Origin of the sequence: Hyphomonas atlantica corrig. (assembly GCF_000682715.1) — a bacterium.
In the GTDB taxonomy this organism is placed as follows: domain Bacteria; phylum Pseudomonadota; class Alphaproteobacteria; order Caulobacterales; family Hyphomonadaceae; genus Hyphomonas; species Hyphomonas atlantica.
The window spans coordinates 1-24,520 of the sequence record NZ_AWFH01000015.1; the positions used below are offsets into that span (position 1 = coordinate 1).

Sequence of the window (24,520 nt, forward strand, 5' to 3'; positions counted from 1 at the left end):
GATCTGTCTCATGGTCGCTGACGGGGAACAATTTGTGCGAACAGACCGCTCTTAAGTCTCTGGCAATCGCCGTGGTTAGAGCGCGAATGCCTTTGTACCCATCCAGACGGCCATGGCCACCATCATCAAATTTTCGGTCAAGGACACAAAGCCAAGCGGCACGTTGCTGTCGCCGCCGACGCAGGCGCATTTCAAGTCGCGCTTGTCTATATAGACCGCTTTATAGACTGAAACGGCACCGATAAGACCGATGAACAGAGCGGTTGGTGCTGCGATCCAGGTCAACGCGCCTGCGATCATTAAGATGCCCGCGCCCGTTTCAGCGAACGGATAGACGTATGCATATCGCACGTAACGTTGGGCCAAGAGGTCGTAACCGAGAAATTGGCTTGAGAAGCTTGATAGGTCGCGCAGTTTCTGAACACCCAGAATACACATGCTGACAGCAATAAAGAGCTCAATGGCGCGTATGCTGAGCAGTGTTCCAGATGAGGCCCAGCTAATTGCAAGCGCCATCAATGCCGCAACGGCGAAGATCGCGATAACTGGCGTGTAAGTTAACTGACCAGCCTTTTTAACTGGCTTTCCGAAATGAGCTTTCAAATCGTCGTAGCCACCGATCCGGTCCTCGCCAATGAAAGTCTGCGGTGTTGTTTGGACATCATGCTTAGCCTTAAATGCGTTGGTTTCATCCCGGTTTTTCAGGTGATGGTCCTGTACCACATAACCCTTGCGCTCCAGCAAAGCTTTAGCCTTCAAGCCATAGGGGCAGACATGATCTTCAGTCACCATACGAAAGAGTTGCGCGGACTTTCGCCCGGTATCGTTGCTTGGCTTTGCCAGGCTGCTCATATCATGTCTCCTATAACATATACCCCGTATGGGTATATAGCTATGCTCCCTGACGCGTCAATAGAGTCTGAGATTGAATTTGGCTGGAACCGAATGTCTCCTCAGGTGTTTGCTTTAGAGTTCAACGCAAATTCGGAGGGTTAGTTCCATGTCAGCCTATTGGAAATTTGGTGCAATGATCGCGACTTCAACAGCGGTGATGCTGCTGCTCATGTACTTCAACACATTCACATGGGCGCACCTTACATGGAGCGAGACCCGATTTTACATGGCTTTTGTGATGGGCGCAGCGATGGCCATTATCATGCTCAGCTTTATGCTTGGTATGTATAAGGACAGGCGTATCAACCTGGGGATATATGTCGGTGCCAGTCTTATGTTTGTGGTCGCCCTCTGGCTGGTTCGCAGTCAGTCGACGGTAGAGGATCGCTCCTGGATGAGCGCTATGATACCGCATCATTCGATTGCCATCTTGACCAGCGAGCGGGCTGACATCTCAGATCCAAGGGTGCGTGAATTGGCTGACGACATTATCAAAGCGCAGCGGCGCGAAATTAAGGAAATGAAATGGTTGATCGATGATATTACAACTAACGGACTTGCGCTGTCAGAGGAGGCCGCCAAAGCACGTCCGGTACCGGCATTTGAAGGTGAACTTAATCCGTAGAGAAATTTTGAAATCACCTGTCCCGATCATGACGAAGACTTACGCTGCCGGCTCCAGGCGAGTAATGAACGTCGCATTTTGATAATCAGCAGAATGAACCCTGAGAGAGCTACAAACATCGCTGCGCCCGCAGCTGTGATCAGAAGAGGATGATTGAAATCATCTCCGTCGTCATAGTCCATGATATGAAGCTTCCAAAAGAAGTCGTAGAAGCGCCAGGTAGACGAGCGGCGCGCGCGAACCTCTGCACGTCCCGGATCAACGTATAGAGTCGTACTGTCGCGATCGGCAAATACGACTTGCCAAACTGGGCCCGGCCTACCGTATTCCGATGGCGGGTCGGTCAGAAGGGTTACGTCGCTAAGTGTTGCGTCTCCAGAATAATCCGCCTGAGCGATTTGAGTTGCCAGCAACTCGCTCGCCGGTGAAAGAACAGCGCCGGTCCTGGCGTCAACTGTGAAGGAAATACCGTCCGGGCTTTTCAGATGCCAAACCGGCTCACCCAGCACAGTTCCTGTTGAAGCTTCGGCGACTTGATTAATCTGAGCGGCCTGCGCTGCCTTCCGCAGAGTTATAATATCAGTAGGTGAAACGCTCGTCGCTGTTTGCGTCGCAATTTTATGTTCACCCCGGACCTGCTCGATTGGGATGACGCTCATGACGACGCCTCCGGCGACCCAGAGCACGATCTGCAGGCCGACAATCAGCGCCACCCATTTGTGAATACGCACTGCCCATCTCAGAACCGCCATGTCCAACCCTCCCGTTAGGGCGGCGCTTTCACGGGCGCCGCCCAGTCGTGTTACTCGTGACCGGAATGGTCCATCATGCCTGCGAGACATTCATCGCCCGCCGCGCCGGTGTCACAGATTGCGGTGATCCTGTAAGAGCCGTCACGGCCTTTCTTGACCATAAAGCTGACGGTGTCGCCGTCTTCGAATCCGGAAAGGTCGACATCACCCGCGATGTCGAACCCCATGGTCATGGCGCCCATGCCGATGCCATCAATCGGGCCATGATCGATCGTCAAAAAGTCGCCCTGGGCACCAACGGATTTGATGACGCCGGTGGCGTGACCAGTATCGCTCGATCCCATGTCGTGGTCGGAATGATCCATCATCTCGCCGTCGGCCATCTCCATCTCCATTGGGGGCTCTGTTTGGGAAGCTGTATCGGATGCCGGCGCGTCATTGTCGGTTTGACCGCATGCGGCGAGGGTCAGCGCTGCGGCGCTAACTGTAAGTAAGGTATAGAGTTTCATTAGGCTTGGTCTCCTTCAGGTAAGACGGGAATGGCGCGCGCTTCTTTGGAAGCGTTTCCGGCGCGCGCGGAAAGGCTGCGTCCGACCCAGATATAGTAGACCGCAGGGATCACGATCAGAGTCAGCAAAAGGGTAGAGGTCATGCCGCCCAGCATGGGCAAAGCGATCCGCCGCATCACGTCGGACCCCAGTCCCTCGGTAATGAAGATCGGCGCAAGACCGGCAAAAATAGTGGTCACCGTCATCAGTTTTGGCCGCACGCGCATGGCAGCGCCTGCGCTGACCGCATCGAATAATTCTGCCCTGGTCTTCGGCTGCGTTTCACGCACCTGAGCATCAATGTAGAGGAGCATGACCACAGCGGTTTCGACGGCGATGCCACCAAGTGCGATGAAGCCGACAGCAACGGCCACTGACAGATTGTAACCTGCGAGCCACACGGCCCAGAGCCCTCCAATCAGGCCGAATGGCAGTGACAGCATGATGATGGCGGTGCGATCGAGCCGCCCAAAATGCAGCATGAGCAGAAGGAAGATGAGTGCAATCGCAGCCGGAATGGCGACGCGAAGACGCGCGCCTGCCTCTTGCATCTGCTCATATTGCCCAGAAAACGATACGGCATAACCAGGCGGTAGATCGACACCGTCTGCGACGGTTCTTTGCGCCTCAGCGACATACCCGCCAATATCACGGCCCGCAATATCGACAAAAACCCAGCCCGTCAGACGAGCATTCTCAGAACGGATCATGGGAGGTCCCTCCGTAAAGGTAATGCTCGCAAGCTCGCCGAGTGGAATGTGCGCGCCGGTAGGGGTCGGAACGAGGATATCTTCCAGGTCTTCGCTGGATTCGCGGAACGGGCGATCATATCGGAGCATGATGTCATATCGCTCCCGGCCCTCGACGCTTTCGGCGAGGCGCATACCGCCAAGGGCCGTTTGCACAACAGATTGGAAAACGCCCATATCGATATTGCGCCGAGCGAGTTCGCCGCGATCGGGCATGATTTCAAGATACTTGCCGCCAAGAACCCGGTCTGCGAACGCAGATCGCGTGCCCGGAACGTCGGCAATGGCAGTCTCGATATCGCGCGCGATCCGCTCGATTTCGACAAGATTGTCACCGGTCACTTTCACGCCAATAGGGGTCCGCACGCCGGTCGAGACCATGTCCATTCGGATCTTGATCGGATACCCCCAGGAATTCACCAAACCCGGCATTTGCAGTTTTGAGTTTAGCTCTTCAATGATCCGATCAGCGGTCATGCCGGAACGCCATTGATCCTTGGGCTTAAGCTTGATCCAGGTCTCAATCATCGTCAGCGGGGCCGGGTCGGTGGCTGTGTCGGCGCGGCCCGCTTTCCCGAACACACGCTCCACTTCCGGCACGGTCATCATTACCCGGTTCGTCTGTCCGAGGATTTCGCGCATCTTGGTGGACGATACCCCAGGCAGCGTCGTTGGCATGTATAACAGTTCGCCCTCATAAAGCGCCGGCATGAATTCCGAGCCGAGACGCTGGATCGGAACGATGACACTTGCGGTGAGGGCGAGCGCTAATGCAACCGTGATCCATTTGAAGCGAAGCGCGGCGTGAATAATCGGTTTGTAAACCCAAACAAAAAAGGCGTTGACCGGATTCTCCTGTTCGCGGCGCATTCGCCCGCGCATCAGATAAAGCATCAGAACGGGCACCAGCGTAACGGACAGGATCGCGGCGAACGCCATCGCATAGGTCTTGGTGAAGGCCAGGGGGGAAAACAGCCGGAAGCTCTCACCGGTCAGGGCGAAGACGGGCAAGAAAGACACTGTGATAATCAAGAGCGAGAAGAAGATCCCCGGGCCGACTTCCTGGGCCGCTGCGATCACGGTTTGGCGATGCAATTTGGCATCTGGCTTTTCATCGAGTTCTGAGAGCTTTCGGCTCGCATTCTCAACCAGGACAATCGAGGCATCCACCATCGCGCCGATCGCAATTGCAATGCCGCCAAGGGACATGATGTTTGCGGTCACGCCCTGAAAGGACATGATCAAGAATGCGCCCAGGACACCGAGTGGCAAAGTGATGATCGCGACAAAAGACGAGCGCACATGCAGGAGAAAGATGAGGATGACGAGCGCGACCGCGATCCCTTCTTCAATCAATTTGTGTTGAAGATATTCCACCGCTCCTTCGATCAGGGGCGCGCGGTCATAGACCGTGACGATCTCCACCCCGTCCGGGAGGCCGCGTTGAAGATCCGCAAGCTTGGTTTTGACGCGCTCAATAACCTGTAAGGCGTTCTCGCCATCTCTCATGATGACGATACCGGCAACTGTTTCGCCTTCGCCGTTCAGCTCGACAATACCGCGCCGGAGCGCCGGACCTTCTATGATGCGCGCCACGTCAGACAGAAGAACCGGCGTTCCGTCGAGGGCATAAACAACCACATTTCCAAGATCGGCCTTGTCATCAACATAGCCCGATGAGCGAATGACGAACTCGCTTTCGCCTTGCTCCAGAACGCGTCCGCCGACTTCGCTGGAGGCGGCTTTGACAGCCTCACTGATACGGCGAAGCGGCACATCGTAGGCGCGTAGCCGGTTGGGGTCGATCAGGACCTGATATTCCCGCACAAATCCGCCAACCGAGGCGACCTCGGATACACCTTCAACTCCTGCCAGCTCCAGTTTCAGAAACCAGTCCTGCAAGGATCGCAGCTGCGCCAGATCGGTGCCACCGGTCTTGTCGACCAGTGCGTATTGATAGACCCAGCCAACGCCCGTGGCGTCCGGACCTATTTGCGGCACCGCGCCTGGCGGAAGCTCTGAGCCAAGCCGCGAAAGCGCTTCGACGACCCGTGAGCGGGCCCAATACAGATCCACATCATCTTCGAAAATGACATAGACAAAGCTGGTGCCAAACATGGATGCGCCGCGCACATCCTTTGTTTTTGGAAGACCGAGCATGTTGGTTGAGAGTGGGTAGGTGACCAGGTCTTCAACGATTTGCGGGCTTTGGCCTGGAAAGTCTGTTCGGATGATAATTTGGGTATCGGTTAAATCAGGGACCGCGTCGAGCGGCGTCCGATCGAGCGCCAGCCAGCCAGAGATGGCCAGCGCCGCGGCCAGTGTCAGCACGATCAGCTGATTTGAAATCGACCAAGAAATGAGCTTCGCGATCCCAGATTTGGAGGGATCACGTCCGGCAAGATCGTCACTGTGGGGGTCTGACATGGCGTGCTCCTACCGATGACCAGCATGCGGATCGATAGGGCCGCGCTCGGTGTCGGGCACTTCAATCCCCGCCATGGGGTCGGGCCAATCAACGGTCTCGGCAGCGCCGTTTCCGTACGGATTGCGGGCCGCGCCGCCTTCCTGCACCCAGAGGCGATCTGTGTCGGTCTCGCGGTAAAGCACCAGGCCAGCTGTTTGATAGTGAACGGGCGCGCCCTCCAGCAACCAAGGTTCAAGCGCCGTCATCAAGTCTGCCAGCGTTGCGGCTAGCGCATCGCCTTCACGGGCGGCTTTCGCGGCCCGCAGAGCTGTTTCTGCCGGCTCCAGAATGCCGACCAGCTTGGTGTCAGCAAATCGTGTACGCAGTGTTTCACCCAGCCCGAGGGCCGGATCCACGAAGTAGGGATCGATCTTGTAGCGATCGGTCAGCGCTTCGTGAAAATAGAGCGCCATGTCAGTAAAGTGATCGATCTCTGCGAGCGTGGTGGCATCCACCGGAAGCTGTGAGAGCGGCGTATCCGGCCCGGCGGCAAAAGCGGGCGGCGCTTGAAGTTTGGAAAATCCTTCGCGTAAATTGACTTCGCTATCGAGCATGAACTGTCCGCTGGCGACGACTTGTTCCCCTGGAACCAATCCCGACAGAATTTCGGTGAGGCCATTTGCTGAGACGCCGGTGCGTACGGCGCGCCCGGCAAACCTGCCATCGCCGAGGGCCATAATGACATGGGCTCCGCGGCTATCGCGCAAGATCGCTTCGGTCGGGACCGCCAGGCGCGTCTCGCCGCCAAGGTCGAACCGGATGTCAGCATATGCGCCCGGGCGCAGATAGCCTTGTGAATTATCGATCTCGATACGGACATCGCCGGTTCGCGTTTGCGAGTTAATGGTTGGATAAATATAATCCACCCGGCCCGTTGCCGCCGCATCAGGCGCGCTCGGAAAGTCGAGCGAGACGGGCATGCCCGTATCGATGAATGCCAAATCCTGCTCGGGAATGGACGCAATGACCCAGACATCAGCATAGGACTGAAGCTGCAGAATTGGCGTACCGGGCTTAACGTAATCGCCTTCGCGCACCTGAAGCTTATCGACTGTGCCGCCAGCTTCGGCATAGACCGGGACACGCTCAAGCACTTCGCGGGTTTCGGAAAGACGGCTAATCGCGGCATTCTGCATGCCGATCGATCGCAGACGCTGACGGACGGCTGCGATCCGGTTTTCATTTCCGATGGCTAGCGAGGCGACATAGTCTTTTTGGGCAGCGATCAGTTCTGGGCTGTAAACGCGGTAGAGCAGGGCGCCAGGGCGAACCGTATCGCCTTCAGCGCGAACGGTGAGATTTTCAATCCAACCTTCGAGACGGGACGCAGATACAGCTTCCAGCCGTTCATCCGCTTCCACGGTCCCAAACGCGCGCACGGTTTGTCCGAAGGACGCCGTTTCCGCCACCGCCACCCGAACGCCCATTGTTTGGATCATTTCCGGAGCGACGACGATGGAGCCATCGCCGGTCGCGGCGCCGTCGCTTGCAACAGGGACGAGATCCATGCCGCAAATTGGACATGAGCCGTCGGGGTCGGTTGAGATGTAATGGGGGTGCATCGGGCAGGTATATTGCTGCGCCTGTCCGGGCTGGCTGTCGGCTTGCGCCATTGCGGTTTGGCTGATGGGAAGCGCCTGCTCGCCGCTGCAGGCGGAGAGCAGGAGACCGAGCGCGGATGCGCCAAGGAGAAGTGTCTGTTTCATCGGGTCACCAATAGAGCGTTCATCCGCGCGATCGCATTGTCGCGGCGGGATTGTTCAAGCGCGATCTGCGCGCGAAGGGCGATGGTGGCGATTTCGCCATCAATGATTGGAGAGTAGTCGCCAATGCCGGACTCATATGTGGTCAGTTGCGCGGCGACCTGGTCGGCGATCGCGTCAATTTTCTGTTGGAAAACTGCAATACTCTCATCAGCCGCGCGGCGCGTTGCATCGAAAGCGGCATATTGCGCTGAGGCCGTTCTTGCGGCGGCCATGTAGCGCGCGCGAGCCGCCTCTCGGTCGGCCTTTGCCGCGCGTAGCGCAGGGGCCTGCCGGCTTTCGGCCCAGAGCGGGATCGTGAATGTTACCGCCCCGGACACCCAATCGTCACCTGCAAAGGTCGACCCCGGTGCGCCGCTGCCTTGATCGCGTTGCTGATAAGTCAGCTGCGCGCCCCAATTGGGCTGGTAGTCAGCTTCCGCCTGGTCAACGCCCGCGTCGGCGACATCGATCGCCTTGTCGGCGACGCGGACAAGGTGGAAGGCTTGAGCGTCTCCGTTCCAGTCCAGGACCGTGAGCGCCGGAGCAGGCGTTGCCGGGACCAAACCCACGAGGTCGATCAGCTGAGCGTCGACCTGGCTTAGCTGCCCCTCCAGCTCGGCCAGGGTTCGGGCAACCTCAGCCCTTTCGACATCAATCTCAGCCAGCCGAAAAACAACCGGTCGCCCAGAATCGATCTCTGTTTGGACGATCTCTTCGAGTTCCGCATATTTGGCATCACGTTCTTCCGCCAGGATACGTTGAGCTTCAATCCGCCGTTTCTCGATCAGCGCAATCTGCAATGCAGCGCGCAACTCAGCGAATCGCATATCTGTCGCGGCATCATTCTGGACGGCCCGGCGCAGAGCCTCTGCGGATCGGGCCTCTCGGCCCGCCCTGTTTGGAATCTGCTGGCGAATGCCGATCGCCTTATTTGTCGGCAAAAATGTATCGAAAGAGGGATCAAAGATTGGGAAGTTATTGATCCCAAGCGAGACCACTGGATCAGGCAGGCCTGTCGCGGCTTGGGCGCGTTCGCGCGCAGCATCTGAACCATAGCGCATGGCGTCCAGAGCAGGATGATCAAATAGCCGCGCTTCAAGTTCGTCCATGCTTTGGGCGATGGCTGAGGGACCGAGTGTGGCCAGCACGAGCGCAGTCAGTGCAGGCCGTAGGGAATAGATAGGGGGTTTATACATCCTGATCTCCAATCAAAGGAGGCGAGCGAACAACGGAAAAGCCGCACTCGGTCAGCGACCGTGCGGCAAGGCGTGTTCACGTCAATCAGATCAGGAGGATTTGCTTGAGTTCAACAAGTGTTGGTTTGGCGACAAGGTCCAATAGGGGCGGACCAGTTGTCAGAACGAGGCGCGGTGTGTCAAATCCCGAAAACCGAGCCGTGAGCATGGTCACCAGATCGGCGCTCTGAGCCGCGCTAAAAGATGTGGGCTGAAGCGCGTCATCAGCGCTCGCAAGCGTGGTTTCGCAGTCAAAACATCCCGTACAATCAGGGTCCGAAGGAGCGGCAGGCGTCTGATCGACCTGCATTCCAGCCATATGATCATGGCAGGTATCAGTGTCGGACTTCGCCGCGCTGTCGTGATGAGCGGCGATTTCTACATGCGCGGCGTCATCATGGCCTGTCAAACAGCAGGCCATTGCCGGCGCACTGATCATTGCGATTATCGCAAAGACAGAGAGAAGGCGGGCAAATGACATCATTGCATCGCCTATACCCGAATTGTCTAAAGAAACAAATACCCCATACGGGCATGTGATCTAACGGCGCTGCTATTTTCGACGTCCACCCAATACGGCGACTAGTTCTTCGACCTTTTCTCGCCTTGCCTTGAGGCTGTTGCCTTTCAATGCGCTCTCGACGCAGTTTTCCAGGTGATCGTCCAGCATCACCGTCTCAAGACTGGTCAGCGCGGCCTTGATCGCCTGGACCTGACGGACAATGTCGACGCAATAGCGATCTTCATTGACCATTTTAGCAACGCCGCGAACCTGTCCTTCGATCCGGGAAAGGCGGCGTGTGACATTTGTGCGCGTATCTGGTTTCATTGAAATACCTCTTGGGGGTATAATGATTAAAGCGCGTGCCGCGTCAAGAGCACGCTGAGACTCCGTCAATGACTCTAATCGCGGGTCTGATATAGCTTTTTGTTGAGGGTACGACGCGTGACCGGCGTATGCAGATATTGGATGGAACCGATAAAAGGACTAGCACCAACATGAAGCTTGGCAGAAAAATGTTCGCAATGGCAGCGATCGCAGCAATTCTCTTCGCCGCGCCGGCTCTGGCTCACACAACGATACAAGCGGCCAATATTGAAAATGGCGCGACTCTATCGGGCGCGCCGTCGGCATTTGAATTCAGTTTTGGTAGCGCCGTTGGTCTCGCCGGGCTCGAGCTTGAAACCCTGGCCGGTGAAGCGGTGGCAATCAGCTTTGATCCCCCCCGGGGCATGCAAAAGGATTTTTCCGTCGCATTGCCGCCCCTCGTGGCAGACGCATACGTTTTGAAGTGGCGGGCGGTGGCTAAAGATGGGCACGTCATGAAAGGTGAAGTATCGTTCACCATCACCGGCTAAGCGTCTTGAATGCTGACGCTTCTGGTCTTGTTTTCGAAGTTCGGACTTTATCTCACCGCGCTTATGGGTCTTGGCGCGGCGCTACATAGCGCTGCGGCAATCGTCACGCCTCGGCGATGGTTGGTCATCCTTGGCCTTGGCCTGATCATCGCCGTCTCTCTCCGGCTCGCTCTTTTGAATGCACAACTGGCGGGCGGTTTGAGTGCAGCCTTCTCGCCGGACACCTTTAGCTGGATCTGGCCCGCCAATCGCTCCCAGGCGATGGCGTTCTTGGCTGGCGGGGGCCTGATCGCGGCGTCAAGCTTGGCGCCTCTGAAATATCTTAGGCTACCTGCCGCCCTCCTTATCGCCGCCGGTTTTGGGCTCGGCGGACACACCCAAGGGCTTGATACGCCGGGCCTGGCACCATGGTTTGCTGGCGTACATGCGCTGATAGCTGGTTTCTGGATCGTCGCGCCGTTTACGCTTTGGCCCCATGCCAGTTTAGATGCCGATCTCGTGCATGCGCGAATGGAGCGTTTCAGCAAAATTGCGCTCTGGTGTGTCCCGTTCCTATTCGTTTCTGGTATATGGTTGGCCCTCCGACTGGCTGGATCCCTTGAAGCGATACTTTCCAGTTCGTATGGGCAGCTGCTGCTTGCAAAGCTTCTGCTCGCCACTCTGGCGCTTGCGATTGGCGCCTGGAATAAATTGCGGATCACGCATCTATTGAAGAACGATGCGCCAAGCGGCGTGGCGAGTCTCAAGCGCTCGCTTGGCGCTGACATTCTTGTTTTTGCGGGTATTCTCTTGGTCATTGCTGCTGCGACAACTCTGACTGGACCCGGCGCGGTATAATCAGCTTAAGGAGCTTTTTGTGAAGCACTTTTTCAAATTGGGGATCGCCGCATTATCCATCGCCAGTTCGGCGCAAGCCCATGTGGTTTTCAACGAGACCGAAGCTGCGGCGGGTGCGTTTCATACGGCTCAATTGCGCGTGATGCACGGCTGTGACGGCGAGCCGACCAATCGCGTTACTGTTATCATTCCGGAAGGGGTCACCCGCGTGACCCCAAGGGCCATATCAGGGTGGACTGTCGAAGTATCGATGGTCACTTTGGATAAACCGATCCTGTTACATGGGTTTGAAGTGACAGACGTCGTTGGTTCCGTGACCTGGTCGGGCGGAACATTCCCAGATTATGCGTATGAACAGTTTGAGATCCGAATGATGCTGCCCGACACACCAGGCGAGCGTCTCGATTTCCCAGTTCATCAAGGCTGCGAAACCGGCGAATTAAACTGGGACGATATCGCCGGTCATGACGAAGATCCTTGGGCGCTGAAAGAGCCAGCGCCGTTTATCTTCCTCGAGCCGAACTGAGCGCCCGGCCAGCGCTTTCATCGGCGCTCGTCTTTAAGCTCAGAAATACACGCGGCAAGTAAACCGATAATACTGTCGGGTTTTGAACGGCAGCGCGAAGATAATTTTTCAGTCTAACCGCAAATAAGTTCGCGCTTAGATTGTGCGTTGGCTTGTCAGGCTTTATGCAAAATGGATGCGACTCATGCAAAGAAACATCGGGGCGTTGATCATGCAGTAGGGGGACGAACCGGCGGCGGCGTAATAGAGACGGGCCGGGTCTTCACGAAGACACAAGGGAGGGCATCATTGAAACTGACTGAAGCACTGTTTCTCGCCGAGTCCCTGACGTCTGGCGCTGAGACGATCCGGTCGGACAAGCCGGGACGCCTCAATCTGACCGATAGAAATCTGGCATGGGCGACATATTGCGAACAGCTGCTGGCATCAGAACAGGCGAAAAATGACACGATACGGCGCTATTGCGAGCCATTGAGCACTCTGGAGCGGATTTATTCTGCTTCGCTTGTTTACGCATTGGCTCAGCCACCCGCGCGCCGGAAACGGCTCGCAATGTTTTTCACGCCGCCGCGGCTTAGCGAGTATGTTTTAGACCGCGTTGAAAAGTTTGGTGTCGATTTCCAAAGTGACCGGTTTATTGATCCAGCGGCAGGCGGAGCATCTTTTATTGGGCCGATCGCACACCGTAAGCTGACTAAGGGCGCCGCCCCGGACAGCATTCTTGATACTGTTTTTGGTGTTGAGATCGATCCTGGATTGGCGGACTTCGCCCGTGCGGCGGCGCGCAGTGTTGTCGGCATTGATGCCACACCGATGGTTGAAACTGGAGACGGCTTGAAGCTTGGCGCAGAAGCAAGCTTTGACTGTGTTATCGGCAATCCACCTTACCGCGTCTTGTCACCACACCAAAGACGACGGATGCCCGCCTGGGCAAAGTCGACGCTCGCGAACTACGCAAATCTCTATGCCTTGTTCATTTTGCGGAGTTTGCAATTGCTCCGGGACGGCGGAACAATGGCCTTATTGATCCCGACGAGCTTTATCACGGGCATGTATTTCTCGTCTCTTCGGGCGCACATTTCTTCACATGCCGAAGTTCTTGCAATTGATACGATCGTGCAACGCAAAGAATTTTTTCGCGACGTTTCTCAAGATGTTTGTTTGCTTGTTTGCCGCAAGACCAGCGCGCCTCAAAGCCATTGCGCGTCCGCGCGAGCGGTTGGGCGCGATCTCAACTGGGTTGCTTCTGAGGACTATGAAATTTCGCCTGGCGCGCCCGACCCCTGGCTGCCGCGTCCGACCGTAGCCGGTATTGCGCGACACGTCACACTGGAATCGTATGGCTATGCCGTGACATGCGGTTCTATCGTGCACAATCGAGATACTGGATTGAGCGAGGGGATCCGACGCAAACGAAAACATGCCGTTCCGCTCGTATGGGGACACGTTATCAAACCCGGTGCTACAGTTGCGCCAGCTTCGCGCCGTTCGCCGCCCGGAGAAGGAAAAATCACATTCGTTTCCACGAAACGCGCAACCCCGCCAATCGTCAAACCCTCAATCGTGCTCCAAAGAACAACGAGCGGAGATCAGGCTCGGCGTATCCGCGCTGGAATCGTCGATCGGTCATGGATCGATACCTATGGCGGTTTTTATGGTGAGAACCACGTTGTTGTCGTTTCCCCCCTTGAGGGGCAAGATCAAGCTGTCGATTTGCAATCGCTTTTGAGAGTGCTTTCGTCAGGTGCTGTGGACAAGAGGTTGCGGTCTCTGCTATCGTCTAACAGCGTCAACGTGACGGCGTTGCGCACGTTGGCGCTGCCCGATCTGGCTCGCCTTTCAACGACCATCTTTAAGACGCCCGACCTTGCAAGGTTTGAGGCCGCCCTCGAGAAGGCGTATAAGTAATGGCACGGCGAAGAAGGCATTCAAAGCCAGCCCCCGGTGACCATTCTGACGCCGATCGGAAAAAGGCTCAGCTCGAAGCCCTGCAAAAGCGGCTTAATGCCAATGCTCGCCGGGTGTCCAAAGATCCGGTTGAAGATCGTCCGCCCCAAGCCTTCTTTCGGGCTGACGGATTGAGATTTGTCCGCCCGGCGAGTTTGCAGTCTGCAACGCTTGAACCTGATATCTCAGAAGCGGTGGAGCAGTTTCGCAGTGCGGTTCGAGATCGCCAGTCGACTGTCATATTCAATTGGCCGAACCGGTTGCCAGGTGTGGCAGCCCTTCATGGGCTGTCGGTATTGTGCGAATTGGCTGAGGGTCCAGACAGGTTTGCAGGTCTGACAACCTTGTTCTATCCCGCCAGTGCACGGACAGGCGGTAATCAAAAGAGTCTGCTTGTTGATCGGGAATGGCTGCTTGAAACCAATCGGCCTTGGCTGGATGCAACCTTTAAATCGCTCCGGCAGACCGAAAAAGATGACGACTATATAAGGGCGCGCTACCACGCCATTCTCTCATTGATGAGTGAATTACGGCCGAATGCTTTAGAGCAGTTCAAGCGAGGTCAGGCGGTTGTTGAACGCACACGCGACCGCGGCCATCCAACACTCCACGAAATCATTGCAAGACGCTCAATCAAGCCCAATGGTCAGCTGGTCGGGCCGGAGCAGACATTTCTTGACAGATGCCGCAGGCTGTCGCGCCTCCTGATGGGCAAAGGAGGAGCGGAAGACTGGCAACGGATTGAGGCCGTTGATCAAGCTTTGACACCATGGCTGATCTCGACTTTGCACGGCGCGAGCGCCCCGGGGAGTTGGATCGCTTATAGCGCGCCATCCAAGCGCAAGCCGGACGTTCTTTTGATTGATTTACAGTATCCAGCCCGAGCGAGACTCGGAGAAACCTGGCGAGCAAATGTGGTCAATGCAGTTGCTAGATTGCGCCATGGCGACACAGATCTGCCCGTGATTGCCGTCACCGATGATCCATTCGTCGCGCAGTTTGCGCGCTACGAGCTTTCGCCCCAAGCCAAAAAGGGTCGTCGTACAAAACCTTTACCCGTTCGGTTCAATCACCAGACCGCCTTGGGACTAATCGAGGATGGGCCGGTCAATAATGATGCACTCGCGACAGTTGAGGCACCTGAGCTGGTTGTCGACGTGTTCGCGAGTGATCTGGCGAAATTTGCCGCTGACGCGCTCAAACTGAGAACCGACACAATTAAGATCGCAGATGGGAAGGTCGCACGAGCGATCAGCGTTTGTTTGTCTAAACTGCGCGCGATGGCGAACGCGCCGTATTCACAGTCCGAACTTGGCGCATTATTCACCGCGACCGGGGACACAGGCGCTGAGCGCCGAATTCTTGAAGCATACAATATCACTGGCGCTTTGGCTGATCTAAGATCGGCTGCGCCGCAGGCGGATCGATACGAAGCGGCGGTTGAAGCGCTTGCGGAGCGGGCTGGTGAACTTGCTCGTGGCTTGTCTCGAAGCGCGCGCGAAACCATCGGCAAAGACTTAATGAACCGGCTCCGTGCGCTTCCCAAACGCGCGACACGGACCTTGGTGATTGCCCAAAGCAGAGCTGCGGCCCGCGCATTGGAGACCTGGATCGAAAACGACCCTTCGCTGGAACCCGTTCTGGAGAAGTTGGGTCAGAAGTTCGACATTAGCGCACCGCAAAGAGCTGCCGCGGAAATAGCTGTCGCGGCGGCCTCGACGCGGCCATTTGGGCATCTCCTCCTTCTCTCGCCGCCCCCGCAGGTTTGCCTTGCTGTATTTGCCGGCGACCAGTGCCCGAAAAAAGTGGAACTTCTCTGTGATGCATCCAGCGGGAAGTTTCTGGCCGACTATGGCGCTGCGGTTCTCAAGCTTGCGCCAAAGACCGCGCCGCCTCATGCTCGCATATCCCATATGATCACGCGGGTTCGTTCCGCGCTTGACCGGAATGTCGCGTCACTTCCGCAATTTGATCTTGGCGACTCCGTTCGTGCGGCAGGTGTCGTAACCGACCTCACCGGACGCTCTTATTCTGGTGGTTCAGAGGTTCTGCGACTGATGAGCGTCGAGGGCGAAGACATTCGGGTGACACCAGAAACTCAGCTTGTTGCGCGCAAAAGAGCGTCGCTCGATACGTTCGAGTTTCTGCTTGGAAAATCTGTTACGGCTGGCCGGGAAGTCCTGGTCCCGCGCCCAGCTTTTATCGATGCGATTGCGTCAGCTAAATCGTTTCGGGCCGCTGCTGTACCGCTTTTGTCTGACTATCATGAACTTGTGCGCCAGCGCGCCGCGCAGCTACCCGGCGCAAGCTTGCGGCAAAAGGCAGAGCGCCTACACCCCGAATTTGGGCAAACGGCCAGCGATCAACCGACCGTCTCCAGCGTCGAGCGGTGGATCGATATTGACCGGCAGGGTGATATCCCTGTTGAGCTACGGATCCCGCAAGCGCCGCGAACATACACCCATTTTGCGGCCCTTATGAACGTGCTCAAGGTCGATAAAGCGCTTGGGGATGTTTATTGGCATTACGGCATTCTAGCGACCCGAAGCACGCGCATCCGCTCAGGGTTCCAGATGCGGCGGCTCTATACTGCTGCACTTGTCGATCCAGATGCATTGCGCCGGGACAATCCAGCAGCTGGCGAGCTGATCGAGTTCATACATGATCTGTCGTCTGAATATTTTACAGAAATCGCCGAGGTCGCGTTGGCCCAGGAGGATGTACAATGAAGCCGGTTGTCTTGAATGATGCCGCCCATGGGGATCTCGAAACGCTGAAAGAAGCTGTATGCGATAGTTTGATCAATCTGACTTTTGAACGGGTCAGTGGTTTTGGACCGACCGGTGCCATGGTTTTTGGCCGCAAACCAAGTCGACATTTTGTGTCTGGCTTTTTGGCGCCAGGTTTCGACCCGACCGGTCAGGATGATGAGACCAGTGATATCCGGATCAACACGCATGGACTCGACTTTACGGTATCGCGCTCAGAGGCAGACGAGATTGAAGTGTCCGCCTCGATTGCGGTTTATGTGCGGGCGCTACCTGAGTGGGATGAGATCCAGACTCCAGGCTATGGTCTGGTGCCTGTTTTTCAGCCCACACCTGAAATTCAACGTGAGCTGCGGGCCGCCGTGCGTGAACACATGGCAAAACGTGACAGCAATGGGCGCAGCCGCGGATCCTACGAAGACTACCTCGCGGACAAACAGGCCGCATATGCTGCTGCTTGTTCTCGGCTTGGCCTTCCGGCACCGAGCGCAAATCTCGAGGAACTTGCGCCTGAACGGGCCACAGAAGATGTTGAACAAGACGATATCAACGCAGACCCTGAGGATGAGGAGGACAGCAACAGCAGCAGCGATCAGTCCGACCGCATTTATGCGCGCGCTGTGCCAAACTTGTCCGACGCGCTCGCCGAGCGCCAACGCCCGCCGGAAGTCTGGATACGCGTGCCTGTTTCACTCGGGCCCTGGGCCATCAATTTGTCAGACGATCTCTCATTGCAAAGTGATGTTATCTCCAATGAGATTGAACAGCGAATAAAGACAAGCGTTCAGGCGTGGCTGGACACAGACGAAGGACGAAAGCGCGCTTATCGTGATGTGCGGATCGCACCTTCAAATTGCGTCGATCGTGAAAGCTGGGAAGCGTTCCTCGAAACTGCGAGACACCAAAGCGTGGATGCGCGTCAGCTCTTGCCGGATCCGTTTGACTTGCGCCTCCTGGTCAGCGCCAGTTTTGACCGTCGGCACGATAATCAAAGCCTCGTTCGAGTTTCTTTGGAGCATTGCGGCAAACGCGCGGCTGGCAGTCAGCAGGCGCTGATCGAACCCGCCTGTTTCCAAATTGAGTTAAAAGTCGCTTTGGCGTCGCAGGCCTTGATCATGATGCCGCTTGACCGGGTGAAGCCGAGTTACCGCTATCAGCGATATATGAGCCAGCCAGCGATCGGTGTGAATTGCGGCGTCTCTGCTGCGAGCCAGGGTGATAAATTATTTTTGCGCACAAGCTGGGCGCCGCGCTATGTGCTGCCTCGGCAAGTTCCGCGCTCAAATTCTGCCATTCCACGCGACTATGCCACACTTTCAGACCCTGGTTTCGATCCTGCGCAACTCGCCGGCTTGACTGAGGAATATGGCACTTGGATTGAATATGTTTCGGCAAATACCGATCCGACCGAAGGCGTGACATCGGCAAGCGATCAAGCAAACGAGTTGCGCAATTTTGAACGCGACATAGAGGCCTATCGCTCCGAGCAAAAAGATATCCAGCGAGGAATTGATATCCTGGTTGAGGCTCGGCAAGCGTTTTTGGATGATCGCGAATGCGAGAAGGCTGTGCCTTACAAGGCCTGGTTGATGACGAATGAGAGTTTTCGTGAGGCCGGCAAGGATGAAGAGGGCAACGTCAAATTTGAGAGCTGGCGGCTCTTCCAAATGGCCTTCATCCTGACCCAGCTACCTGCTTTTGCCTCAAGACTAAATTCATATGCTGACTGGTTTGACCCTGATCGTGACGAGGATACCGCATCATTGCTTTATTTCGCGACGGGTGGCGGCAAATCAGAGGCATTCTTTGGGGCTCTAACCTTCCTCTTGTTCATGGACAGGTTGCGCGGAAAGACGTTCGGCGTGAGCGCTCTGGTGCGTTATCCGCTTCGTCTGCTCACGGTACAACAAGCCCGGCGTCTCTTCAGACTGCTTGTTCATGCAGAATTGGTGAGGCGATCTCACAATGTGCCAGGTGCGCCTTTTCAATTGGGTTTTTGGGTTGGAAAAAGTAATACGCCGAATGGGTTGATGGATGAGAGATTGACGGCTGTTCCCTTTGATAATGCGTCGCCGCTAATTGCCGGAAGCGCTGAAGAGGCTGACTATAAATCTGTTCGCCGAGCGCTGAATAAGGTGCCCACTTGCCCGTTCTGCAGCGAACCGACGGAGCTGCGCCGAGTTCGCTCGGAGGGCGGAGATCAGCGCTATCGACTTGCGCTCTTGTGTTTGAACAAAACCTGTCAGTGGAATACTCAAACCGCCGACCAGGGCTTTGAACCGCTGCCCTTTCTTCTCGTGGATGAGGACATCTATGCCCGTGCGCCGGCTGTTGTCCTTGGGACGATCGATAAGCTCGCTTTGATTGGACAATATCACAGCACAATTTCGAGCGTGTTCGGAATGTTTGGCCTCGGGCGATGGGCGATAAACGGACAGGACAGGATATCAGCGCCGCGAGACATCAAGAGCCACAATCCTCCAACAGGCCGCCGCAGCCTTCAGCCATTGTATGAGGATGGCGACCAACTCTTCTTCGACCCTTTGCCTGCGCTGATTATTCAGGACGAGGCGCATCTTCTCGAAGAAAGTCTCGGAGCTTTTGCGGGGCTGTTCGAAACCACATTGGAACAAGTCTTCAAACACAATAGCGATCTGCTCGGGAATATGGTGGTACGGCGATCCAGCGCAGATGGAGCGCGCGGCCTGCCTCGGATGCCCAAAGTGATTGCCGCAACCGCGACAGTGTCGGACCCGGCCCGGCAAACCAAGATGCTCTATCAACGCGCGTGCCGCCAGTTTCCGTATCCAGGACCTGATCTTTATGCGTCCTTCTATTCACAGCCCAAAGCGCCAAAAGCGACAGATCGCCGTGCGCAGCTGGAGACGACGAAAGATATTGAGACGTTTGCGCCCTGGTCGCGGGTATACGTCTCATTCATGACCAATGGCGGGACCCACACGATTACCAGTGTGAATATCCTCGCAGCATTGCACGCGACGCTCACCGGGCTGCTCACAGACCTTTGGAACGAAGGTGATACGAGCACACAGGTTGCCGCTGTCGACCTCTTGATTAGGGGGCTGACGCAGGCCGACCCGGTTTCGTCGCAGCGGCGCCAGCTTTTAACGGAACAGCGAAACCAGGCGCGATTTGATCTAATCGCGAGCCTTGTTGATCTGCATCGGGTCGCACTGACTTATGTCACCAATAAAAAGGGCGGAGATGTCGTCCTTGACGCGCTCCAGGCCGTCTCACGCGAGACCCATCAGTATGATGCTTTGCCAGCCGATGAGCTGAAGCTCGACTTGATCTCTGGCGGTGTCGATATGGAAGGGATAGAGCGCGTCATGCGCGCGGCCGAGCGCAGCCGCACCGCGAGTGGAGACTTTGTTCCGCTGGGAGAGAGCCTGCGAAACATTGTTGCGACGTCTGCAATTTCTCACGGCGTCGATGTTGACCGGTTCAATGCGATGATTTTTGCCGGCATTCCAAGCAATATCGCAGAATACATTCAGGCATCCTCTCGGGTCGGGCGTACCCATGTTGGATTCAGCCTTCTTGTGCCGACCCCACAATCACGCCGCGACCGATATGTGGTCGAAACCCATACAGCCTTTCATCGTTTCCTGGAGCGGATGATTTCGCCGCCTGCGATAGATCGGTGGGCAGCGCATGCCGTCAAACGCGTTATGCCAAGCCTGTTCCAGGCTTGGCTCATGGGCGTTATTGAGCCGCGGCTTTTTGCGAACGCGCCGGACAAGACAAAGGCACCGCAATTCTGGCGCCTGGATCACATTCACGCCTATTTGGATCCTGTAGAACGTCGCAAGAAACTGCTTCCGAATTTCGTCGACTTCGTACTTGGCGCTATTGGCGTGGAAGGGCGGGGGCCGGCTCATATCGGACTACCAGCCAATACGGCTTACTACCGAACGCTGGTCACAAGGGAGGCGCACGCCATGTACGATATGTTTACAGGTGATGCAGCCGAACTCGGCGGAAAGCTCCATGAATTCTGGAACAGTACGACAGAAGTACGTCGCCCAATGATGTCCCTGCGTGATGTGGAAGATGCTGGGCTCATCACGCCTGCAGCGTCTCGTCCAGCGATGCGCAACGACCCCGATTATCAGCAAGACATCGAAGAGGCGATGAAGTTTCTGCGTCGGCAACGCGGTGACGGATCAGAATTAGACGACGAGTTTGGAGGCTAGATAAATGGTGAAACTCACGATGCAGCGATCGCAAAATCAGATCGCGACGACCTATGCCCCCGACAAGCACTTCACCTTTGAGGGGGGCGTCGGCGCATGCCGCTCTGTGCCGATTGCACGCCCGGATACAAGCATAACACGCGCTGAAAAAAATCAGATTCACGAAGGCGTTTTAGAATTTATTCAAAACTGGCTCCGCCGAGCAACTGTCCGCCTGGATCCGCCTGTTCAGAACCGGCAAGCGCTTGATGATCAGGTTTTTCTCGATCATGACGGCAAACCTGGCTTCGATGGCGCGAGGTTCGAATATTGCAAACCGGACAGGCTGGCCTATCGGCCCGATCCACTCCTCTTGGTGTGCGCAAACTGCTCACTTGTGCACGAAGTAAAGCTCAAAGAACTCGCGCACGCCGACGGAAAATTTAGGAATGTGGCGCCGTGCGAAGACGCCAGCGACGGTGTCCATGAGTGGAGACAACTTGATGTCGTATTTGCGCATTGGTCGGGGCGGGTTGATCCTCTCTCGCCATTTCGAAAAGACTCCGATGCGAATGGAGGCATCAATCAGCAATTTCCCGGCCGTTGCGCTGCTGGCCTGAAATGCGCGTTCAAGCTTCACAAAGGCCGGTCCGGAAAGTTCCGGGATTGGTATTTCCATTGTCATTGCGGCGAACAACGCGGATTGATCCAGAAGGACGAATACTCGCTAAAGTGGCTGCATGATCGCTATGTGCAGGATCGCTCAACGCTCAAAGAAATCAATATGCTGCCGGTCTCATACCGGGCCAACAGTCTGTACTATGTGCAATCGGAACAAATGATCTCCTACGAGTCGACCGAGCACATCGATTTAATGGCAGATGACAAAATTGAGGAGCTTACGACCAGGCTTCTAAAACTCTACGATTATCCCGCGCAGATTGCCGATGATGGGGCAATTATCGAGGCGTTGCAGGGCGTGAACCAGCCTGCCGCACTCGATCTCGCCGCGAAGATCGAAGAAGCCGGAAAAGCCTTGGCGACCGTTGAAGCGAGCGGTATCCAAGCGGCGATCGAGGCACTAAAAACGTCCCTTGCGGGTTATCGGCAGACTGCTTTCGATCAAGGCTGGATAAAAGGTGGACCGCAACCGCCTGCCGCGCTCTCACGCCAAATTCGACATCGGTCACAATATGCCCGAAAGTTCGACCCAATACGGCTCGGGGTTGAGCATGAGACCTTGCGCTCAGAGCAGCTTGATGTGCCCGTCTCCAAAGATGCCATTAGTCCAGTCGTGGACTTAACCAGTCCAGATGAAGATCTTCAGCCAAGCGGCGACAGCGCCGCGCGCCTCGCCGAACTCAAAAAGGTGATCCTCAGGAAGACAGAACTTGGATTTACCGAGCTTAAGCTTCTGCGGAATTTGAACATGCTTCAATATTCGTTCGGATATAGCCGTGTGTCAGCCACGCCGACGACAATGCAGAAACATATGCAAATGCCAGTGCGCCTCTGCGGTTTTCCGAAGATCGATGGAGGCAAGCGTCCCATCTATGTGCTTCGCCAAAGCAATGAAGCCCTTTACATCAAACTTGATGAAGCGCGCGTGCGGACCTGGCTGATCGACAATGGTCTTGGCGATGACCTCCAAATGGAAGACGGGCAAAAGCTCGGAGGGCGCCTCATTGAACTCTACAATGATTTTGGCCGGTTTGCTGAAACCTATTCTGAGACAACGGGACGGCGGGAACGGGATGTGCCCGTATTTGTGTTCGGTCTCCTTCATACGCTCTCGCATCAACTTATTCATGCCTGCTCAAAGTATAGCGGGCTTGATTTGGGCTCGTTCGGAGAACGCATTTTCCCGGCGGATCTCGCATTTGTCATCTACCGGAAAGGCATGACGCCCGATTTGGGTAATATCGCTGCGATGTGGCGCAACTATGGATTAGAAGTGCTCAGCGCGCTTGATCATCCGCGCGCGTTGCGCTGCGGATCAGGGTCTCTATGCGACCATCGCGGGGGCGCATGCCCGGCTTGCATCATGATACCTGAGGTGAGCTGTGTCGCCGGCAACAATATTCTTTCACGCGCTTTTCTCGGCGGAGGGCCGGCAATGGCCTGGGATACCAATTCTGAACGTATCAAGGGGTTCTTTGAGATCTGATGCCTGCAATGCGTATTGCGGATTTTAGTGCGATGTTGAGCTTGTTTCATTCGGTGTTAAGGCGAGTAGTTAAAACGGGCTCAATAGCAGCGTTGCTCTGAAAACGCTTTGCTGACCTCGGCAATACTGTCGCCGAGGTCAGTAGGACTTAACCGATTGGCATGCCTTACATGCCGCGATTGTGCTGCTGCAGTTCCTGAAAAGTGAGATACCCATCATCATCGGCGTCTGCTTCCAGAAACACGTGCTCGGTGAATGCGTCATGCTCGCTGAGGGTCACAACACCGTCGCCGTCGCTGTCCATGAGTCGGAAACGTGCTTTCTTGCGCAGGTCGGCCTGCTCACGCATTTTCGCCCGGCGCGCATGATGGCCGGCGCCATAGGGGCCTGGTCCGAGCTGCGCGCCTTGAAAATCCTCAAGCGTCAGACCGTCGCCATCGGCATCCATCAGCGCGAAATTCGCGCTGTGCCAGGCATCAAACTCTGCGCGGCTGAGTAGACTGTCACCGTCAAGATCGTGTTCTTGCATCCTGCTGCGTAGGCCAAGGTGCAGTCGAACGCCGTCGCGCTCTGTCATGTGTGCCGCTGGTTCTTTTTCCAGCTGAGGGTTTGGGGTTTCAGCTGCGGCAATGCTCGTCAGGAGTAACGAAGTGGTGAGCAAGGTTGAGATAAGACGTGTAGCTTTGTGTTTCATGACACACTCCATGAAGGCCTGACCGTGAAACGGTCAGGCGTTTTTTTCCAAAGCCGGTTTGTTTGATAAAGCATGGCGACCCTGCCGGTTTGATTTCTATCAAAAAGACCGTTGGGACCGGTCAAACTGCGCGCCCTCTTTGCAGCGGCTAGCCGATCAGTAAGGGCGTGATCGAAATCTCATTTGAGGCATGTTGGACCGCATTGGTCGATACGACACGTGTCGAGACAGACTTAAGGTCCTCATAGGCATTGCCGGCAAAGAGCGGATGGACGATCACGCAGACCGGTTTTGCAAAGCCAGCGGTCTCAAAGTGGCGGGCCGCTTCCATCATGGTTCGCCCGGAAGAGGCAATGTCGTCGACAAGAACGGGTTGATGGCCGGTCCAGTTTTTAAGGCCAGGCGCTGTCACTTCTACATTGCGGTCGCCATGGCGGACTTTGGAGAGCACAAGATGCGGGGCGCTCGCTCGGTCGGCCACGTCGGACACCCATTGCTCGCTCTCAGCGTCCGGGCCAATGATGAGCGGCTTGTCGACATGGGCCTTGATCCAATCGGACAGTGCCGGGGCGGCGTGCACAACCTTTGTATTGATTGAAAAAACGTCATTGAGATCGTGGATGCGGTGCAAATGCGGATCGACGGTGACCACCCTTTCAAACGCACCTGAGAGCAATCTGGCAAAGTGTCCTGATGACACAGACTCGCCGTCTGAAAATCTCTTATCCTGACGCATATAGGCAAGGTAGGGGGCAATCAGCCCAACCGATGTGGCGCCAAGCTCGCGCGCTGTATAAGCGGCAAAAAGAAGTCCTGGCAATTGCGGGTCAGGCCGGGCGAGCGTGCAAACCAGTTCGACTGCTTTTCCAGAGACATCTGAGGTGAGGCGCACATAGGTCTCTTCGTCCGGGAATCTGCGGTGTTCAAGGGTGCCAAGTTCAGAACTTGTGATTTTGGCAAGCTCAGAAGCCATAGCTTCATTACCGGGAAGCGGAATGTAAATCGTCATGG

At 56.0% G+C, this 24,520-nt stretch carries 18 protein-coding genes; 8 read left to right on the forward strand and 10 right to left on the reverse strand.

Translation table 11 applies throughout. The annotated features are described in order from the left end of the window. Positions 1-75: 75 nt before the first annotated feature. Positions 76-852: a MauE/DoxX family redox-associated membrane protein gene (locus HY36_RS09290; protein ID WP_035551687.1), complete on the reverse strand. Its 777-nt coding sequence runs from the start codon at positions 850-852 to the stop codon at positions 76-78. Between the two features lie 148 nt (positions 853-1,000). On the opposite strand from HY36_RS09290, the gene HY36_RS09295 reads away from it, so the two are divergent. After that, the gene (locus HY36_RS09295; RefSeq protein WP_035551689.1) at positions 1,001-1,519 is read left to right on the forward strand and encodes a DUF305 domain-containing protein; all 519 of its coding nucleotides are present in this window, start codon (positions 1,001-1,003) and stop codon (positions 1,517-1,519) included. 26 nt (positions 1,520-1,545) lie between these two features. Here the strand turns inward: HY36_RS09295 and HY36_RS09300 are convergent, their stop codons facing one another. The 7 genes from HY36_RS09300 to HY36_RS09330 all read right to left on the reverse strand — a co-directional run bounded on the left by HY36_RS09300 (position 1,546) and on the right by HY36_RS09330 (position 9,844). Then, positions 1,546-2,271, reverse strand: a complete 726-nt coding sequence (locus tag HY36_RS09300; RefSeq protein WP_035551692.1) for a PepSY domain-containing protein — start codon at positions 2,269-2,271, stop codon at positions 1,546-1,548. 50 nt (positions 2,272-2,321) lie between these two features. Continuing rightward, the gene (locus HY36_RS09305; protein ID WP_241764181.1) at positions 2,322-2,780 is read right to left on the reverse strand and encodes a copper-binding protein; all 459 of its coding nucleotides are present in this window, start codon (positions 2,778-2,780) and stop codon (positions 2,322-2,324) included. Further along, the gene (locus tag HY36_RS09310; protein WP_035551696.1) at positions 2,780-5,995 is read right to left on the reverse strand and encodes an efflux RND transporter permease subunit; all 3,216 of its coding nucleotides are present in this window, start codon (positions 5,993-5,995) and stop codon (positions 2,780-2,782) included. Before HY36_RS09310 ends, HY36_RS09305 begins: the two co-directional genes overlap by 1 nt. 9 nt (positions 5,996-6,004) lie before the next feature. After that, on the reverse strand, positions 6,005-7,741 hold the full coding sequence (locus HY36_RS09315) for an efflux RND transporter periplasmic adaptor subunit (RefSeq protein WP_035551698.1): 1,737 nt from the start codon (positions 7,739-7,741) through the stop codon (positions 6,005-6,007). Continuing rightward, positions 7,738-8,976: a TolC family protein gene (locus tag HY36_RS09320; RefSeq protein ID WP_035551699.1), complete on the reverse strand. Its 1,239-nt coding sequence runs from the start codon at positions 8,974-8,976 to the stop codon at positions 7,738-7,740. Before HY36_RS09320 ends, HY36_RS09315 begins: the two co-directional genes overlap by 4 nt. Positions 8,977-9,061: 85 nt before the next feature. After that, entirely contained in the window at positions 9,062-9,436 is a 375-nt protein-coding gene (locus HY36_RS09325; RefSeq protein WP_162175976.1) for a hypothetical protein, read from the reverse strand. A gap of 132 nt (positions 9,437-9,568) precedes the next feature. Further along, on the reverse strand, positions 9,569-9,844 hold the full coding sequence (locus HY36_RS09330) for a metal-sensitive transcriptional regulator (RefSeq protein WP_035551703.1): 276 nt from the start codon (positions 9,842-9,844) through the stop codon (positions 9,569-9,571). Between the two features lie 170 nt (positions 9,845-10,014). On the opposite strand from HY36_RS09330, the gene HY36_RS09335 reads away from it, so the two are divergent. The 7 genes from HY36_RS09335 to HY36_RS09365 all read left to right on the forward strand — a co-directional run bounded on the left by HY36_RS09335 (position 10,015) and on the right by HY36_RS09365 (position 22,815). Continuing rightward, positions 10,015-10,374, forward strand: coding sequence for a copper resistance CopC family protein (locus tag HY36_RS09335; protein ID WP_035551705.1), 360 nt, complete (start codon positions 10,015-10,017; stop codon positions 10,372-10,374). 9 nt (positions 10,375-10,383) lie between these two features. Further along, positions 10,384-11,211 carry a CopD family protein gene (locus tag HY36_RS17805; protein ID WP_051602669.1) on the forward strand — a complete coding sequence of 276 codons (828 nt, stop codon included), beginning with the start codon at positions 10,384-10,386 and terminating at the stop codon, positions 11,209-11,211. Positions 11,212-11,230: 19 nt separating this feature from the next. After that, positions 11,231-11,737 (forward strand): YcnI family protein, encoded by a 507-nt coding sequence (locus HY36_RS09345; protein WP_035551707.1) that lies wholly within the window; start codon positions 11,231-11,233, stop codon positions 11,735-11,737. A gap of 171 nt (positions 11,738-11,908) precedes the next feature. After that, positions 11,909-13,645 carry an Eco57I restriction-modification methylase domain-containing protein gene (locus tag HY36_RS09350; RefSeq protein ID WP_035551710.1) on the forward strand — a complete coding sequence of 579 codons (1,737 nt, stop codon included), beginning with the start codon at positions 11,909-11,911 and terminating at the stop codon, positions 13,643-13,645. Further along, complete coding sequence (locus tag HY36_RS09355; RefSeq protein ID WP_035551712.1) at positions 13,645-16,413, forward strand: hypothetical protein; 2,769 nt, start codon at positions 13,645-13,647, stop codon at positions 16,411-16,413. The genes HY36_RS09350 and HY36_RS09355 overlap by 1 nt, the downstream gene beginning before the upstream one ends. Further along, positions 16,410-20,669 (forward strand): helicase-related protein, encoded by a 4,260-nt coding sequence (locus HY36_RS09360; RefSeq protein ID WP_035551715.1) that lies wholly within the window; start codon positions 16,410-16,412, stop codon positions 20,667-20,669. The genes HY36_RS09355 and HY36_RS09360 overlap by 4 nt, the downstream gene beginning before the upstream one ends. A 4-nt stretch (positions 20,670-20,673) precedes the next feature. Beyond that, a complete protein-coding gene (locus HY36_RS09365) occupies positions 20,674-22,815 on the forward strand; it encodes a hypothetical protein (RefSeq protein ID WP_035551718.1) in 2,142 nt (713 codons plus the stop codon). A gap of 166 nt (positions 22,816-22,981) precedes the next feature. Here the strand turns inward: HY36_RS09365 and HY36_RS09370 are convergent, their stop codons facing one another. Together HY36_RS09370 and HY36_RS09375 are read right to left on the reverse strand one after the other, a co-directional pair. Beyond that, positions 22,982-23,509, reverse strand: coding sequence for an EF-hand domain-containing protein (locus tag HY36_RS09370; RefSeq protein WP_158586663.1), 528 nt, complete (start codon positions 23,507-23,509; stop codon positions 22,982-22,984). A gap of 148 nt (positions 23,510-23,657) precedes the next feature. After that, positions 23,658-24,518, reverse strand: a complete 861-nt coding sequence (locus tag HY36_RS09375; RefSeq protein ID WP_035551721.1) for a ribose-phosphate pyrophosphokinase — start codon at positions 24,516-24,518, stop codon at positions 23,658-23,660. Between the last annotated feature and the right edge of the window lie 2 nt (positions 24,519-24,520).